At 68.9% G+C, this 15,488-nt stretch carries 17 protein-coding genes; 1 reads left to right on the top strand and 16 read right to left on the bottom strand.

Annotated elements, in window-relative coordinates; genetic code table 11:
• Positions 1 to 197: 197 nt before the first annotated feature.
• The 15 genes from BM362_RS16045 to BM362_RS15980 all read right to left on the bottom strand — a co-directional run bounded on the left by BM362_RS16045 (position 198) and on the right by BM362_RS15980 (position 13,477).
• Positions 198 to 3,107, bottom strand: coding sequence for a LysM peptidoglycan-binding domain-containing protein (locus BM362_RS16045; RefSeq protein ID WP_093573658.1), 2,910 nt, complete (start codon positions 3,105 to 3,107; stop codon positions 198 to 200).
• Entirely contained in the window at positions 3,104 to 3,517 is a 414-nt protein-coding gene (locus tag BM362_RS16040; protein ID WP_093573657.1) for a hypothetical protein, read from the bottom strand. The genes BM362_RS16045 and BM362_RS16040 overlap by 4 nt, the downstream gene beginning before the upstream one ends.
• Complete coding sequence (locus BM362_RS16035; protein ID WP_093573656.1) at positions 3,514 to 3,960, bottom strand: TadE family protein; 447 nt, start codon at positions 3,958 to 3,960, stop codon at positions 3,514 to 3,516. The genes BM362_RS16040 and BM362_RS16035 overlap by 4 nt, the downstream gene beginning before the upstream one ends.
• Positions 3,957 to 4,433: a TadE family protein gene (locus tag BM362_RS16030; RefSeq protein WP_093573655.1), complete on the bottom strand. Its 477-nt coding sequence runs from the start codon at positions 4,431 to 4,433 to the stop codon at positions 3,957 to 3,959. The genes BM362_RS16035 and BM362_RS16030 overlap by 4 nt, the downstream gene beginning before the upstream one ends.
• Entirely contained in the window at positions 4,433 to 4,867 is a 435-nt protein-coding gene (locus tag BM362_RS16025) for a hypothetical protein (protein ID WP_093573654.1), read from the bottom strand. Before BM362_RS16025 ends, BM362_RS16030 begins: the two co-directional genes overlap by 1 nt.
• A 22-nt stretch (positions 4,868 to 4,889) precedes the next feature.
• The gene (locus BM362_RS16020) at positions 4,890 to 5,147 is read right to left on the bottom strand and encodes a hypothetical protein (protein ID WP_093573653.1); all 258 of its coding nucleotides are present in this window, start codon (positions 5,145 to 5,147) and stop codon (positions 4,890 to 4,892) included.
• 64 nt (positions 5,148 to 5,211) lie between these two features.
• Positions 5,212 to 6,117 (bottom strand): pilus assembly protein TadB, encoded by a 906-nt coding sequence (locus tag BM362_RS16015; protein WP_093573652.1) that lies wholly within the window; start codon positions 6,115 to 6,117, stop codon positions 5,212 to 5,214.
• Positions 6,114 to 7,043 (bottom strand): type II secretion system F family protein, encoded by a 930-nt coding sequence (locus tag BM362_RS16010; protein WP_093573651.1) that lies wholly within the window; start codon positions 7,041 to 7,043, stop codon positions 6,114 to 6,116. The genes BM362_RS16015 and BM362_RS16010 overlap by 4 nt, the downstream gene beginning before the upstream one ends.
• Positions 7,040 to 8,527: a TadA family conjugal transfer-associated ATPase gene (locus BM362_RS16005; protein ID WP_093573650.1), complete on the bottom strand. Its 1,488-nt coding sequence runs from the start codon at positions 8,525 to 8,527 to the stop codon at positions 7,040 to 7,042. Before BM362_RS16005 ends, BM362_RS16010 begins: the two co-directional genes overlap by 4 nt.
• Positions 8,524 to 9,351 carry a CpaE/TadZ family protein gene (locus tag BM362_RS16000; RefSeq protein WP_093573858.1) on the bottom strand — a complete coding sequence of 276 codons (828 nt, stop codon included), beginning with the start codon at positions 9,349 to 9,351 and terminating at the stop codon, positions 8,524 to 8,526. Before BM362_RS16000 ends, BM362_RS16005 begins: the two co-directional genes overlap by 4 nt.
• Positions 9,352 to 9,390: 39 nt before the next feature.
• Complete coding sequence (locus tag BM362_RS15995; protein ID WP_244287174.1) at positions 9,391 to 9,996, bottom strand: SAF domain-containing protein; 606 nt, start codon at positions 9,994 to 9,996, stop codon at positions 9,391 to 9,393.
• A gap of 166 nt (positions 9,997 to 10,162) precedes the next feature.
• Positions 10,163 to 10,708: a hypothetical protein gene (locus BM362_RS15990; protein ID WP_244287173.1), complete on the bottom strand. Its 546-nt coding sequence runs from the start codon at positions 10,706 to 10,708 to the stop codon at positions 10,163 to 10,165.
• A 428-nt stretch (positions 10,709 to 11,136) separates the two neighbouring features.
• On the bottom strand, positions 11,137 to 11,700 hold the full coding sequence (locus BM362_RS46845) for a hypothetical protein (RefSeq protein WP_143132436.1): 564 nt from the start codon (positions 11,698 to 11,700) through the stop codon (positions 11,137 to 11,139).
• Between the two features lie 68 nt (positions 11,701 to 11,768).
• Positions 11,769 to 12,581, bottom strand: coding sequence for an A24 family peptidase (locus tag BM362_RS15985; protein ID WP_244287187.1), 813 nt, complete (start codon positions 12,579 to 12,581; stop codon positions 11,769 to 11,771).
• On the bottom strand, positions 12,581 to 13,477 hold the full coding sequence (locus BM362_RS15980; protein ID WP_143132435.1) for a hypothetical protein: 897 nt from the start codon (positions 13,475 to 13,477) through the stop codon (positions 12,581 to 12,583). Before BM362_RS15980 ends, BM362_RS15985 begins: the two co-directional genes overlap by 1 nt.
• 372 nt (positions 13,478 to 13,849) lie before the next feature.
• Between BM362_RS15980 and BM362_RS15975 the strand changes: the two genes are divergently transcribed.
• Positions 13,850 to 14,242, top strand: a complete 393-nt coding sequence (locus BM362_RS15975; protein WP_167545332.1) for a winged helix-turn-helix transcriptional regulator — start codon at positions 13,850 to 13,852, stop codon at positions 14,240 to 14,242.
• On the opposite strand, the gene BM362_RS15970 is transcribed toward BM362_RS15975, so the two are convergent.
• A complete protein-coding gene (locus tag BM362_RS15970) occupies positions 14,235 to 15,455 on the bottom strand; it encodes a GGDEF domain-containing protein (protein ID WP_167545331.1) in 1,221 nt (406 codons plus the stop codon). The genes BM362_RS15975 and BM362_RS15970 overlap by 8 nt on opposite strands.
• Between the last annotated feature and the right edge of the window lie 33 nt (positions 15,456 to 15,488).

Here is a 15,488-nt window from a genome sequence, read left to right as displayed (position 1 = left end):
GCGGGCTGACCTGCACTCTTGCCGATGCAAGGGTGGTCAGTGAGGGGGCATCCTTAAGATGACGAGTCTCCGATCTCCAGGATGACGGCCTGGATGACCCCTGATCGACCCCCTGGGTTTGCGGTCATTGCAGAAGTTCAGTTCGATTAAACGACTTCCTCATGTGCAACACGGTCAGTCGCGGAATGCGGATTTCGCTAAATCGGCAAAGGCGATTCACTCAGCAGCGCAGCGGTTCCAGGCGCTGGTTCCAGATCGATGTCACGAAGATTTGTGCACAATCGCTGGTAGGTGCTGTGGGCAGCCGGGTATCGGCCGAGGTCTCGTTGCAGCTTCATAGTACGCCGGTAAAGGGCTTCGATGTAAGGATCCCAGGTGATGGCGATGGCGAGCGCGTCGAGGGCTTCGTCCGGGTTGTGGTCGCGAACTTCGTCGGCGAGAGCGACCAGCGCATCAATGACCCGGCTGCGCCAGTGCTCGGCCACTGGTTCAGCCCAGGAATAACCGGCACCGTCCAGAGGCGCTCCGGCGCGGCACAGTTCCGCGAGGTGCCGCAAGGATTCCAGGCGAGTGGCGGGCTCGCCGCTGGCGTGGGTGAGGGTGTCATCGAGGTCCCACACGTCGGCGGTGATGCTGGCCGGGTCGAGCCGGTAGCGACCGGATTCGGCGAGGACGAACTGCTCGTCGTTGCGGCCGGTGGCGGTGCGCAGTGCGCCGCGGGCGAAGGAGACGGCCTCGTGCAGGCGGGCGGCAGGCCGGTCGGGCAGGACCGCTTCGCGCAGTGTGTCCACGGTCGTGCCGTGCGGGTGGGCTGCGAGGTAGGCCAAAACTTCCCGGGCTCGGGAGCGCAATCCCTGGACGTGGTTCCCTCCGGTTTCCACTCGTACTCCGCCGAGCAATCGCACTCGGGCGACCGATTCCTGTGCGGCAGTCGGCCGGTGGTCGTCGCGTGCGGCGTTGGTCTGGGTGAGGTCTCGGGCGGGCTCGTGTCTGTGGTCGGTCGTCTCGCTGTTCGCGGCTCGGCGTGGGGCGGGTGCGCGGGCTGCGGCGAGCAGGCACCATAGTTCGTCTGCTTCGGCGGCGTTGAGGGTTTCCGCGCGCGCTCCGGCCGTGATGCCGCTTTCGCCGTGCACGGCCTGGACTGTGCCGTCGGTCGCGAGGGTCAGGCCGCTGAAGCCGTCGGCATCGTGGAGGCTCTCGTCGCCGAGAAGCAGCGAGTGGATGCCAACGTCGCTTCCCTGGGCGAGGACTGTGGCCCATTCGCGCCGATGCTGTGGAGACGGGTGCGCCAGCACCAGCAGCAGCGGTACCGGGTCGGCGGCCTGGGCTGGTCCTGGACGACGATCGCGGGCATCGGGACCGGGCTGGAGATCGGCGTCGAACTGGTCCTCGTCGCGCAGTCTGGCGCGCCGGGCGAGTTCGGTGTGCAGCTGCGCCAGCGCGGTCGTTTCGTCGGTGCCGGTCTCGATGCCGGGGGCTTCGTGCAGCGGTGTCCGCCTTGGTCGTCCGGCGATGAGTTCGGCGGTGCCGGTGTCGGCCAGCAGCGCTTCGGCCGGGTAGCGGGTGTCGACGGCCATCACGGCGGCGAGGACGGCTCGGGCAGCGGACGCTGCGCCGGGGCCGGTCAGTGCCAGCCCGCCGGATGCGGCCAGGTCAACGGTCTGCATGGCGGTGCCGGCGTATGCGGTCAGGACGGGAGCGGGTGGCGGCCAGACACGCCGGTGTTCGGCCACGATGAGGTCGATTGCCTTGCCGCGTCCGGCGGTGTCCGTGCCTGCGTGCTCGGCTTCGCCGTCCTCGGGTGCGGTGTGGCGAGTGTGCGCGGCTGTGGTGAGCGTTGCGACGGTGGAGCCGGGCCGGAACGGCTCGGCTCCACCAGGTCCCGGTGGTGTGAGATCGCCGGTTGGTTTGCGGCGGGCGCGGCGTCGGCGGCGGGCGAGGAAGAGCAGGACGGTCACGCTCAGCGCGAGGCCGAGCCCGACCAGCCCGCCCTCGGGCAGCGGCACCGGGTTGGTGCCGGGCTGGGTGTCGTGTTCCGGTGCGGCGCGCGGTGTGGGTGTCGCGGATGAGCCAGTGCTCGGCGGCGGAGTCGGCTCTTGTGACGGAGCAGCGGACGGAGGCACCGGTGCGGGCTGCGGCATAGCTTCGGCGGGCGGTGTCGGCGTGGCGGGCAGGTGCAGCTGCCAGCCGGGGAGGAGTTGGCCGGGATGGCGCAGCACGCGTCCGTCCGGCTGGACACGGCCTGCGTTGAGGCCGAAGAGCGTGCGCCAGGCATCCGGGTCGCCGAGTTCCCGCTCAGCAATGTCGGAAAGCGTGTCCCCTGCCGCCACGTTCACCGTGCGACCCGTCGCCTTGGTGTTGGCGGGCAGGGGAAGGCCTTCCGCGTCGCCTGGAAGCATCAGAGTCCACCCGGGTTCCAGTTCGTCGGGGGCCTTCGACAAGGCGGGATTGAGCCGCATGATCTCGTGGTAGCGGGTGCCCTTGCCTAAATGCCGTTGGGCCAGGTCCCACAGCGTGTCCCCGTGCACCACGGTGTACGGCACGGCGTTCGCATGGCGCGGTCGATCGGAGGCCACGGTGGCAGCGTCGAGGGTGCGGACGCCCGCGGCTGGAGTCGCGGGCTGCCGGGTGGCGGTGCCTGGTTGGATGCCGGGCCACGGTGGCGCGGTCGCCGCGGCCGGTGTGGCAGGAAGGCCGGAGGCGGTAGCAGTGCCTGCCGAGGCTGCCATGAGCGCGGCGGCGACGAGACCCGCAATCCACTGGCCGCGCGGAACACGGTTCAGCAGTCCGCGCGCGGTGCGGATCCCTTGTCCTGTCTGGCGAATCACCTCAACGACAACAGAGAGGGTCAGCAGCAACCAGCTTGCCCACGCCACGGCGACGATCAGCCAGTGCACGAGGTCCCCGGTCAGCCATGCCCACCGCAGCGTGCTCCAGATCCGTTCGGGCCGCTGGCTGATCGGTACCGGGTCGGGCCAGCGGTCCGGGACCAAGTGGGCAGGCTCGGCGCCGAGTGCAAGGAATCCGCAAGGTACCCCGGCGACGAAGGCGAGCAGCGCCAGCGCGGCCAGCGCGCCGCGGATCCGTTGTGCCGCTGCGGTGGTCATGGCAGGTTGCCGTCGCGCGTGCCGACGCCCAGGACGGCCACCGCGGTGCTGGTGGCTTCGATGCTGCGGCCGAACAATCCGATGGGAGCGGGTTCGGTGACCGTGACCGTCACCCCCACGGTGCGGGGCCCGGTCACGCTGACCTTCCCTGCTTGCCCAGCGCGGGCAAGGTAGCCGGAAGCCGTACGCGCCGCGGTCGCGGTGTCGATCCCGATGCTGCTGCTGCGGGTGTCCACGGCGGTGTTGGCCGCACGAGCGCCTTCAGCGGCGAGGGCGTCGGCGCGGGCGATCGCGCGCAGCCGCGCGGAACCATCGACCACCAAAGCGAAAACAAGCAGCAGAGCGGGTACTAGAACCGCGACCATGACGCTGACCGACCCGGCATCCTGCGGTGCTTTTCGACAGATCATGGGATACCTCGGTACGGGTCAGCGAAACTGGTGAAGCTGCCGGTGATCGTGCGTGTTCCTTCGGGGATGGGGAGGCCGAGGTCGCTGAGAGCGACACGGCACTCGACTGTGGCCCGGACTTGTCCGGCGCGGCCGAGGGCGATCTGGCGGGCATCCACCGAGACACTGGACTCCTGGCAGGACATGCCTTCGCGAGCGAGCCGTTCGCGGGCGACGCGGGTGCCGGCGTGCTGCGCGGCCGCCGGGCTGCGGGCGATCGACGCGGCTCTCGCTGCGGCGCTGGCGGCGTTGTCGACCGCTTGCTGTGCTGAGCCGACCCGGGCACCGGCGACGATCAGCAACCCCACGAACAGCACGACAGGCACGAGGACAGCGGCCTCGACGCTGATGGAGCCTGTGTCACTCCAGAGCAGACCGCGGCTGGCTCGGGTCGGAGGATTCATGAACTGCTTCCTGCGGCCCGAGCGGGCACGGTGAAACGCTCTTTCGCGGCACGTGCGGACGCTGTCACCCGAATATCCAGGCCGGGAATCGGCACCAGCCGGACAGCGGTCCCGGACACCTCGACCTGGACGGTGTCCGCGGTGACCGCGGCCCGGACCTGGGGGCCGGTGAGCACCCCGTGCCCGGCGCGGGTGGCGAACGACCGGGCGGCCGCGGCTGCGGTGGTGTTCGTGCCACCGATCGGACGTCCGGCATCGACACCGGCCTGAGCGGACTGGGCTGCGACGGCGCGTGCGTGCCACCACAGGCCTCCTTGCACCGCCGAGAGGATCAGCACCAGCACGACCGGGAACAGCACCGCCAGCCCTACCGACTCCGATCCGCGGTCGGCACCGGTTCTCGCGCAGTTGAAGGTCCTCGGCCGGGTCAGTGCGGCACGGTCCGCAGTCAGGCTCTGTCGTTTGAGCAGCATCAAGAAACTCCCGCCGGCGTCTTTGCGGCGGCGTCCCGCACGCGAGGAGATTCCTCTGGCACAACGGCCTTATCGGTGCTCGGTGCGCGAAGCGCGGCGGGTTTCTGCTGCGGGGCACCGCTGGGGCCGGACGCGCGGGTTGGCTTCTTTCGCTTGGCACGCCCGGTCTTTTGGCTCTTCAGCTGGTTCTCCCGCCATCGGGTGAGGTCGGCGGCATCAACGTCGGTGAACCGCGCGAGTTCGCCGATCTCGATGACAGCGCTGGAGTCGACGAGAACCTCACCCAGTTCTCGTTCGACGTCGTCCAGTTCTCCGGCGATCGCGGCGCGGCGTTCGGCTAGCTCGCCGATTCGCTTCGCAGCGACGGATCGCTTGGCGCTGCGGGCTGAGTCTTCCGATTCGACCCGGAGTTCGATTTCCTCGCTGGTAGCCATCTTGGGTTCTGCCTCCTTCGTGTCATTTCTTGATCTGGCCTTGGAATTCCTCCACTACGGCCCGGATCGCGAAGGCGAGGCCGATGGCCACCGCGAGTCCGATGGCGACGAGGACGGCCTTGTCCACGCTCTCCGACCCACGATCGCCGGAAGCACGAACCCGCTCCCAACGGGCCGCGACCGCGGCGAACAGAAGCAGCACGACACGGCCGACCGTGAGCGTGAGCCGTGCTGCACAGTGCCGCGCGGCGGCGAGACGGTGGTCCAGAATCTGCATCATGGGTGGTCAACTCCTTGCTGCGACGAGGTAGTAGGTTGCGCTGCAACGGTTTCCGGCCGTTGGGCTAGCCGCTTCCGGTCAGCAGGCGAATCAGCGCCGGATACATGGCCATCAGGAGAAACGCGACCAGCAGGACGGCAACGGGGAGCGCGAGCCGCTGTGAGCGGGAGTTGGCGTCGGCCTTGTCCGCAGCGAGCGCGGCGGAGCGCAATGCAGCCGCTTTCGCGATCAGCGTGCTGTAGATCGCGGCTCCGTCGGCGGCCGTGGCCAGAATGTCGGCCAGGTCTGCGAGTTCGACCACGCCCATTCGTTTGCCCAGCCGGGACAAGGCTTCCCACGAGGTGTGCCCGGCCCGCATCGCTCGGCCGAGCGTTCGGCTGATCCGTGTGAACGTCCAGGAATCAGCGACGGCAGCGGCTTCTCCGAGCGCCTGGCTCGGAGCGCGTCCGGTCGCCCGTTCCTGGGCCACCAGATCCAGATAGGCGGCGGTGGCACGGCGGAATTCGTCGCGCGCCCGATCGGCGTCCTCCCGCACAGCCAGAACCGGCACGACCGATCCGCCGACAGCGGCGGCGAGCACGACCAGCACAACCGCCGTGCCGGACAAGCCAATGCCGCCGAACCACGCCATTCCCGCCACCGCCAGCACCGTGGCGGCGGCACCACCGGCCCACGCCAGGCGACGAACGAGGTAGCGCTCGGCGGTCTGGCCGAGCACATCGAGGTCGTCCGCCGGGATGCCCCACCAGCGGTTTGACGACCGCGCCGAGAACACGGCCATGCGGCGCAATCGAGCAGACCAGCGACCGCTCGGGAGCGCAGGATCTGTGCGGCGCGCGGCGCGGTCGTCCAGTTCCGCCACCGCAGCGGCGAGGTTGACCGGGGCCGGACGCACCAGCGCCAGAATCACGCACACCAGCGACAATCCCGCTACCGCACCGACAACAGCAGCGGCAGTCCCGGGGCTCATCGCAGCGCCTCCGCATCAGGCTGGGCTGCCGTGCGCTTCGCGGCCGACGCACCGACGGGGATGCGCGACGCATCGCCGAGGAGGCGTGCGGGGCGACGAGTCCTGGTCAGGGTGTGCATCCACCATCCCGCCGCGCCAAGCAAACCGCCAATCCCGACCATCACCATCTGGCCCAACGCCCCGTCGAAGGGCGAGAGGAATTCCCGCGCGAACAGGACCAGCCCGACCAGCAGGACCACGGTGATGGCCAGGATCGTGCGCACATCGGTGCGCGGTTTCGCACGGTCGGCTTCGATGTCCCGGCGAGCGACGACCTCCCGTTCCAGGGCGGTGGCTTTCGCGTCGAGAACGTCGACCAGGCCGCGCCCTCCCGCGCGAGCGCGCAGGATCAGGGCGAGGACGACCTCATCGGCGGCCTCGTCGCCCACGTCCTCGGCGAACGCGCGCAGCGCGGTTTCCAGGCCGCGGGTGCGCAGCCGCACCGCGAGCGTTTCGACCTCCGCAGCCAGGGCGTCGGGGGCGGTGCGGGCCGAGCTGGTGATCGCCTGTTCCAATCCGCCCGCGCCGGACGCCAGCACGTCGGCCAGGCGCCGCACCCAGCTGGCCAACGCGTCCAAACGGGCGATCAGCCGCTGCGCGTCGTGCCCGCGCGCCAGAACCGGAACGGTCACCGCCCCGGCGACGGCCACCACCGCCGCGACCGGCCACCCGGTCGCCCACCACACCGCCACGCCCGCGGCAACCGCTACAGCGACTCGCCGCACCGGCAGCCGCTCCGCGACAGACCGCCACCTGCGCAGCCGCTGCCGAGCCGAGCCTCGGGCCCTGGTTGCCGCTACCTGAGCGGGAGGGACAAACGCCACGCCTGCGCAGGCGAGCGCCAGCACCGCGACCACGCCGAGCAGACCCGGCCACATGCTCGTCATCGCCGACCTCCAGCCGGAAAACCGGTGACATTTCCGGTGCCTGCCTGCGGATCGGCGGCGTCGAGGCGGACGCGGTCGAAGCCGTGCCGCTCCAGACGCTCCAGCAGATCAAGGCTGGGTGCGTACTCGGGCACCGCGCGGCCGTCGGCCGCGCGTGGCGCGAAGATCCTCGTCGTGTCCGGACGGCCGGAATCGCCGACCGGGCCGACCTCGATGATCTCGGAGACGTACCGCTGCCGACGGTGTGCGCCGAGGTGGGCGTGGTCGGTGCGGGCGACGTGCACGACCAGGTCGATCGCCGAGGCGGTCCATTGGTGGGCGGCTTGGATCGCCAGCGGCGGATCGGCCAGTTGCCCGAGCGCGCCGATCCGGTCGAACACCGCGGACGCGCTGGTCGCGTGCAAGGTGCACATCCCGCCGGTCGCGCCGTTGCCCAGCGCACGCAACATCGCCGTGACCTCTCCGGCACGGACTTCCCCGACGATCACCCGGCTCGGCGAGTGGCGCAAGGTCTGCTTGAGCAAATCGTCAAGAGTGATTTCGCCGATCCCTTCCGAGTTCGCCGGCCGAGCTTCCAACGGCGTCACCAGAAGCCGAGAGCCGGTGTGGAGGCCGAGTTCGTACTCCTCCTCGACGGTCACGACGTGTTCGCCATCCGGGATCTCGGCGCACAACGCGCGCAGCAGGGTGGTCTTCCCGGCAGCCGGCCCGCCGGAAACGATGATGTTGCAGCCAGCGAGCACCGCCGCCCGCAGGAACGAGGCAACCGGGATGTCGAGGGTGCCGTTGGCCACGAGGCCATCGAGCGCGACGTCGACCAGGCGATGACGCCGGATCGCCACCCGCGGCCGGTCGCTGACCTCGATCACGGCCGCGACCCGAGCGCCCAGCGGGCCGCCAGCGCCGATGCGGAGGTTCCCCAACGGACGGCCGGCGTTGAACTCGCGACCGGTCTGGCCCTGGCGGGCAAACATCGCGGCCAGCATTTCCACCAGATCGGCGTCGGTGTCGGCCACCGGGTACGGCCATCGCTCGATCGACCCGTCGGCCAGCTCCAGCAGAACGCGGTCGCAACCGTGCACATGGATGTTCTCCACATCATCGCGCTCCAGAAGCTCCTCCAGCGCGCCCAGCCCGGACAACGCGGCCACTACCGCCCGGGTCAACCGGCATTCGTCCTCAACGGACAGCGGCAGTTGCCCGTCGGCAGCTCGGTGCACAACCCAGGCAGCAACTTCCTCGGCCGCGTACGCGCGCAGCCGGGCTTGTTGCTCTTCTGCCGACAAAGGCCCGTCCAGGTGAGCCTCCCCGGCCGCGACTCGCTCCAGCCGGGCCGCGACCGATTCCCGGATCGCCCGGACGGCGTGGGAGTCCGGTCGCCCCGCCAGCGTGGGGTTCGTCGGCAGTCCGCGTGCCGGCGGCACCGCAATCGGGTAATCGGCGGGGTCGTTGGGCAGACGATATCCGTTGTGAGGCAATGTCATCGCAGTCCTCCGGTCAATACGCCAGCAGACACACGCGGTGCCGGGACACGCAATTCGGCGGGCGTGTAGTTGTGGTGCGTACCGTGCAGCCGACGCGCGGCCCGGCGTGCAGCGCGCAGCAATGGGGACCGGCCCGGAACAGCGCCTGCGTCATTCCCGTCGGAGAGCACTGCGGCAGTCCGGCCGTCGACCGGCATTTCCACACCGATATCCCAGCCCAGTGCGGCGCGAACTTCGTGGGTGCCCACAGGCGACGTCGCGCACACCGCCAGGCCGAGCCGCTCAGGCACGATCCGTTCGGCGAGTTCGGCCAGCACCGGGCGCGCGGCCAGCACATGCCGCTGGGTGGGGCGGACCGCCACCAGCACCACGTCGGCGGCCAATAGCAACGGCCACGGTGTGGCCGCGCCGAAGCGGCCGACATCGACCAAAGCGTCTGCGGGACGCCCGGCCGCGGTTCGGAACGCGGCCAGCGACGCGGTCAACCGTGTCCACCCGGCAGCGCTGATCGCGGAGTGCTGGCCCGGCGACATCAACCCCACGAGCAAGCCCACGTGCGGTGCGGGCGGCACCGGCTGGACGTGCTCAATCAGCGCACCTGGGTCTCCCGTCGTCGCGTGGCGCGTCGCTGTCGCGTGCGACAGCACCCCGCGATCGGCGCGGATCGTGCCGGCCACGAGCCACTGGCCCAGCCAGCCTGGCGCGAGGTCGCCCCCAGCCGGGTCGCAGTCGGCCAGCAGCACCGGCGCAGGCCACACTGCCGCCAGCGCGGCCAACGTCGTTGTCCCGCCGGGCGATCCCTTGCCCGAGACGATCGTGATCATCGCCAACACCCTCACCTCCTTCCCAGACGAAGTCGCTTCCTACGAGCCCGGCCCGAGCTGGACCACAACAACCTGACCCGCAGCAGCGCCGGTCGCTGCGGACGCGGCATCCGCGCCGACGACAACATCGACCGTGACCGCGCCGGTCGAGTCCGGCGGACCGGTGCCCACCACACGTGCGTCGAACGGCCCGGAAACGCTCACCGACGGCTGCCCGAGGTCTGCCCCGGTTCCTCCCGCGACTGGACTGACTTGGACCAGATCGCCGGGCAACAGGCCGCGGGCGGGCAGGTGCCCCGGTTTCACCACGAGCCCGACCAGGCGTTCACCGGGGCCAGGAACCGGCTGCGCAGAGAGCTGGCGAGGCGCGAGCACGCTGCCGGCGGGCAACGCAGAGCGTGCGACCTGACCGACGACGCCCGCGCGGTCAGCGGCGGGAATCGCGGACAGTCCCTGGTCTGGAACCGCTTTCGCGATGCCAAGATCCCCGTCGCCGATCCGCTGACCCCAGCCCACATCCCGCGTCAGCACCACGACGTCGACCCGTTCGTCCTGGCCCGCGATCAGGACGTAGTTGCCGGAGGCGGCCCCGGCTGCCAGCACGACCGCGATGCCGAGCAGCCACCACCTCCGCCGCCGCGGCACCCGCGGCTCGCCACCGTCCCGACGCCGCTCATGGAGCGCCGAGTCGTCAGCACGCGCTTGGCGCGGCCGTGAAAAAGACAGAGCAGTACCCACCGGGAAACTCCTTACTCATTTCCGGAAGTGCGACTTTCTTGTATGCAGCTATTTGTCTGTCGAATTCCCTGCGCTACTTCGCGCGCAAAGCCTGTACCTCGGCGACCGCGAAGCTGGCGCCGGCCCTTGACTGCATCTGCGGGAATTCCCCGTCGACATCAGCGGTTCCGTCCGACCCGACCCAGCTGACCGACCACTGGATCGCCCACTCCGCGCGGGCTTGGTCACCCGACCGTCCAACCGAGCTGCGGGTGTAGACGAACCCGCAATCCGGACTCGCGGCGTGCAGACCGTAGGAACGGTCATATGGCGTGCCCGGCCCCGAACACGACGTCGATCCGCCAGTGCCCGAGTTGAACGTCATGCCCGTCGGAGTCGCGGTCACCTCCGCCCACACCGGTCCGACCTGAACTCGCCGCACCGCCGGATGCCATACCGCGCGATCAGTCCACACCCAGGTGTTCTCGCCGACGATCGTCGCGTCCCACCCGTCCGGCAAATGCACATCCGGTGAATGCCGCGGCACTGGCAAGGGAAGCCGCAATTGCTCGAACGCCTGCGCCGCCAACTGCGCCGGAGTCGGCAACGGCGGGGGCGCAGGCGCGCCACCGGGCGGCACCGGCGCATTGTTCGCGGGAAGCGGCGGGAGACACCGCACTCCGAACGCACTGCCACCTGGACGGCCAGCGCCCGGAGCACCACCTGCACCGAAGCCGCCCACAAAACAACCTGGCGGAAGCCCGCTCGGCGCATTCGCAGAATTACCGGAGCCCGTCGCGGCCTGCTGATCTTGGCCGCTGGCACCGGCCGGCTTCTTCCCGGGACCGCCAGGCCGCACAGGTGCTTGGCCCCGTTGATCCAACGCCCGCATGTCGATGTGCGGCGGCGCGACCAGACCGGACACGTCTCCCGGAACGACGATGACCTGGCCATCGTCGTTGCTCGACGGCGGCGGGTCGGCCAGGGCCGGTGACGGCAGGCCAGTCACCGATACCCCGCACAGGCAAAGGACGCCGGTCGAGACAAGCGCAATGCGTCGGCGGGCCATCAGCATGTCCCGCCGGGGAACGTGACTTGAGAAACCTTCCACCGACCGTCAGCCGAGTCACGCTCGAGATCCGCATTGACCGGATTCCGCGGTACGCCAACGGTTTTCCGCTTGCCAGTCTTGGCATCCGCCTGGCCTGCCTTCGAAGTGTCTTGGCAGTCGACTACTTTCGCGGAAACACCGGTGATCTGAACCGAGACTATTCGAGTGGTGACATCGCCGTACACCGTGATCCCGGCTTGCTTCTGCGTCTGCATCGCGCCCAAGGCCGTCGTGAGCTGGGGGTCGACCGCGACTGCGGCGACCGCGTCATGCCAGGTGCTTTCAGGCTTGTCGCTGGTGTGGAACGTGCTGTGCCAGAACTGGCGGTAGGCAGCTTCGACCGCTTGACGCTGCTCGGGTCCCGATGAACTGGGGACCGAGGACGGTTGCGTCGGAGCCGACAGGTGAGACGGGGAAGTCGGCGCTGGCACGTTCCCACCGCTGCACCCCGCAAGCAGCATGGCAGCCGCACCGGCCAGGACGACGTGTAGTTGCCGACGACCAGCACCGAAGTTGTTCACAAGATCCTCCCCGTCTCCTGCGGTATCAATTCCGATGGCAGTCTGCTCTTGCGAAGGCTGCCATGTGCCTAGGTCAACAGGATGCTGGCCAATGAGCCAACAAGCAGTGGCGGGCCAGCGGGAAATCGCGAATTCATGCTCTTGGACGACAGCGTGACGGCAAGGGCTACCAGGGCGGTGAGCCCGCTGGCGATCAGCAGGCCGCGCAGCAGGCCGTCCCATCCGAACCAGCCGAGGTAGAGCCCGAGCGCGGCATACAAGGCCGTGTCGCCCCCTCCGGTGTGTTCCGGCGCGCACACCTGAACCAGCAGTGCAAGACCCAGTAATGCCACCATCGACGCACAGGCGAAGCCGAATCGAATCCAGGTTCCGTGGACGATCGCGTCGAAGAGCAGGAGCGCAGCACCTCCGCCCGCCAACGCTGCCACCATCGGAAACGGCAACCTTCTGCAACGTAGGTCGGTGAGCGTCAAGCCGCATCCCAGCGCACACGCCCAGCACCAAGCCACCCAGATCGGCGTCGCGCCGAGCTTGGGCAGCCCGATGCAGCCGAGACCCGCCGCCGCCACCGACATGCCCGCGGTCAATGCCGTGCGCGCGGACCGGCTCGCCGCCACGGTGGTGCCGGTCGTTCGTTCCGCTGCTGCTAGCAAACATGGTCCCGCGACGACGCTGGCGGCTCCGAGCACCGGAATCAACATCATCGACTGCCCCCGGTGACAGAAAACGTTCTGAGGGTCGGCTGGAGTTGCGGAATGTTCGCCAATTCCACCGGGTTCGGCGGTCGGCTGATCGGTGCCGATCGGTGCGATTTGCGAGTCTGCGGACGGGTTCACGGCCAGTTCCGACGGACAGCCGGCCAGCGGCCCTGCTTTCGGCATCACGACGAGCCTTCCTCTCCAGCGGAATCGGGCAAGCGCTGCTCCCATGGGAAGGCTCCGGCACCTAGGACGTCTCGTGCGGCGGTGACGTAGGCGAACACGTTCTGCGGCAACGCCTCCGCAAACTCCGACAGGCGACGAACATCCGTATCGACCGGCAGCGCCGCAAGCGTGTGGTCCGTGAGGTCGGCCAGTTCAGCGCGCCGCAGCTTTGCCTCCCATTCCCGGACCAGCACGAGGCAAGCATTCACATGCCGGACGACCTCGCTGAGCGCGCCATCGATCACGCCAACCGACTCGCGGGCCGCGACCGCCAGGTCGCCGACCGCGGAACCGGGATCTGCGGCCAGTTCGACGGCGAGGCTGCGGGCTGCCCGCGTTCGGTCCAGGCAGCACAACGCTTGCCACACGAGCCGGTGCACCTTGCCCGGAATCGTCGGGTCGATCCAGGCTCGTGCCGGGCTGCGGTGCAGTTCTCCCACGCTGTCGATCAAAATCCGCGCCGCATGGTGCGCTTCGCCGAGTTCGCTGAAGTCGCGGCTGCGGAAGAAGAACTCTCCTCGGACCCGATCCAGCCGGCACGGACTCCCGGCATCATGACGATGATCGGTCAGAAGGTTGGCGATGTGGTCCAGGCCAGCGACGACGCTCATGCCAACGACCAGGACGCCCGCGCACACCACGACCACACCGATTCCGGTCATCAGCCCGACGAGGGTAACGATGATGCCGCCCAGGCACGGGAGAACGGTGACCGGACTGAGTGCCGCGCGAACACGTTCTCTGCGCAGTTCAGCGTCTGATACGGCGGGATTCAGAAGCAGGGAATCCAGCCCGTCCGGGAAGGACGCGGTGCGCACTGGTCCTGCCGGACCAGATGCGTTTCTGCGTGCCATGGTGTCTCCAAAGGTCCTGGGAGCGAACTGTCCGCCACGCGTCTGGTGATCGCCTGCGAACGGGTGAGCCGTCTGCGCGCTGTGTTGCCGTCGGCGCGGCGATCGTTCTGGGTCTGGGTTCTCGGGCGGGACACGAGGAGCCCGGCTTGAGGCTCGGCTGCCGGGCGCCTCGCTGCTTCCGTCCCCGGGGCAGTTGTCCCCGGTGAGTCCCAGGTTTAGCCCGCTGACCTCGTGCGACTGCAACGTAAGAACCCGTGCGACTTTGAAGTAGCACGACGAGTTGCCACCCATTCAGACCAATGTCCGCGGCTCGGGTCAGCCGGGTTCGCGCCGCAATGGCACGGAGTGCCGTGATCGTGTAGACACCGAGTGGTGAACGACTGGAACGTGTCGTACCGCCGGAGTCTTCATGAGCTGCTGACGCTCCTGAGCGGACAGTGGACAGTCGCGGTCATTGCCACCCTCGCGGTCGGCGAGCGGAGCTACACCGAACTCCTCGACGAGGTGAACAAAGCCGAAGAACAGCAGGGCTGGACTAGCCACGCCAAGCCGCTCAGCTCGAAAGTGCTGAGCAGCCATCTGCGGCGGCTCGAAGCCAACGCCCTGATCGAGCGGCGCGCCGAGGGCATCAAGTTCAACAAGGTCTGGTACCGGCTCAGCGCGGACGGCCAGGAGTTGCTGAGCATGCTGAGGCCGCTGGCCAGTTGGTCTGCCCAGCGGCACGTCATCGCCGCGTTGGAGGACGAGACCACGCCGCCTAGCTGACAACCACCCGGTTGCGTCCACGGTCCTTTGCCGCGAAGAGGGCATTGTCAGCAGCGCGAAGCAAGTCGTCTAGGTCAGTTCCGGCAGCGGGATACGCCGCGGTGCCGATCGAGACGGTGATCCGGGGCGAGCCTCCGGACGCGGGCGCGACCTCGGCTGCCGCGATGCTGTCGCGAACGCGATGGGCGATGGCGAGGACTTCGTCCGCGCTGCTTCCAGGCAGCATCACCACGAACTCGTCACCGCCGAGTCGTCCGCACAGGTCCGTGTTCCGCACGACCGAACTCAACGCGGCCCCTGCCTCCTTGAGGACGCGATCGCCGACGTCTTCGCCGTGAACGACATTAACCAGAGCGAAGTGATCGACGTCGATCAGCAGGATGCTGAGACTCCCGTTTGCTTTCTCCGCCCGCTTCAGTTCGCTTTCCGCCAGCGCCCGCCAGCTGGCGATGTTGAGAAGCCCGGTCTTCGAGTCGCGGGTGGCCGCGTGTTCGAACTGCCGGACCAACGCAGAACGGTGCAGCGCATACAAAGGGAAGACCAGGAAGACGACCAGCCAGGGGGCTAGCGTGAGCAGCACCGCGGTTACCAGGCCCATGCACAGCGTGGCCAGTTCGAGCAGGTTCTCGTCTGCCGGGCCAGTCAGACGCCTCCGCGAGGATGTGCCCAGCGACATCCCGATGACGGTGCCGACCAGCGCCGAGTTGACCGTGAAGAACACCCCGATCACCGCGGCCGCTCCGAGCAAGCTCATGACACCGAGGTCGTGTCCGAGCGGAACGACGGACACGCCGCGAGCGCACCATGCCGCCATCTGGCAAGACAAGATCACGTTGCAGGCGCTGAACAGCGTGCGGTGCAGGTGTACGCCTGGAATGCCGCGCCAGCTCCGCAGCCACAAGTGCAGATAGAGCGCGACGACGACGGCAACCGTCAGCGCGACCGGAAGCACGAGGGATGCCGCGAACGTCCAGACCGAGGAGAAGTTCACGTGCGGGGTATCGGCGAACCTGCGGCGGCGGCGCTCGACCTGGCGAGCCATTTCGGCTGCGCCGATCCCGAGCCCGACGAGAACGAGGCAACTTCGGATGTCCTCGAACGTCACGCGAGCCGACACCGCGGCGGCGACCGTGACTACCGTCGCCGCCAGCACCACGGTCATCACAAACGCACGGACACGCACGGGGTGTGACCAGAACTCCCAGCGCTTCACCCGGCTCAGTCCGCGAGACTGCCCCGGATCGGT

Source organism: Amycolatopsis rubida, from assembly GCF_900115345.1.
Taxonomy (GTDB): Bacteria; Actinomycetota; Actinomycetes; order Mycobacteriales; family Pseudonocardiaceae; genus Amycolatopsis; species Amycolatopsis rubida.
The sequence above is the reverse complement of the archived record's forward strand: the minus strand, read 5'-3'. Positions and strand labels throughout refer to the sequence as shown.